This window comes from Sporolactobacillus sp. STSJ-5 (assembly GCF_024385605.1).
Classification (GTDB): domain Bacteria; phylum Bacillota; class Bacilli; order Bacillales; family Sporolactobacillaceae; genus Sporolactobacillus.
The window spans coordinates 1-352 of sequence record NZ_JANFOJ010000056.1; the positions used below are offsets into that span (position 1 = coordinate 1).

Annotated in this window: 1 protein-coding gene; it reads right to left on the bottom strand. The window is 50.9% G+C overall.

Going from position 1 to position 352, the window contains the following annotated elements; all coding sequences use genetic code 11:
- Nucleotides 1-352, bottom strand: a 352-nt coding sequence (locus NOM01_RS17075) for an SH3 domain-containing protein (RefSeq protein ID WP_255749786.1), incomplete at both ends; no start/stop codon positions are given.

The following is a 352-nucleotide window of genomic DNA, read 5'->3' on the forward strand; positions in this document are numbered from 1 at the left end:
TTTCGTTGTTCCAGTGTAAAGCACCGTTTCACTACCAGATCCGTCCGATGCACTATCAGGCTTTTGCACATAATCGCCCGACACATACGCCGTTCCTCCGCTGTATTTAATCTTCAACCAGTCGCCGCTTGTACCCACTACTTCCACGCTGCTTCCTTTCTTCAACGTTGTCAGCAGCTTGCCTGAGGTCGACGCGCTCGATCGGACATTCAAATTTGCTGTCGTCGTTCCAGTGTAAAGCACCGTTTCACTACCGGATCCATCCGATGCACTGTCAGGCTTTTGTACATAATCGCCGGATACATACGCCGTTCCTCCGCTGTATTTGATCTTCAGCCAGTCGCCGCTTGTA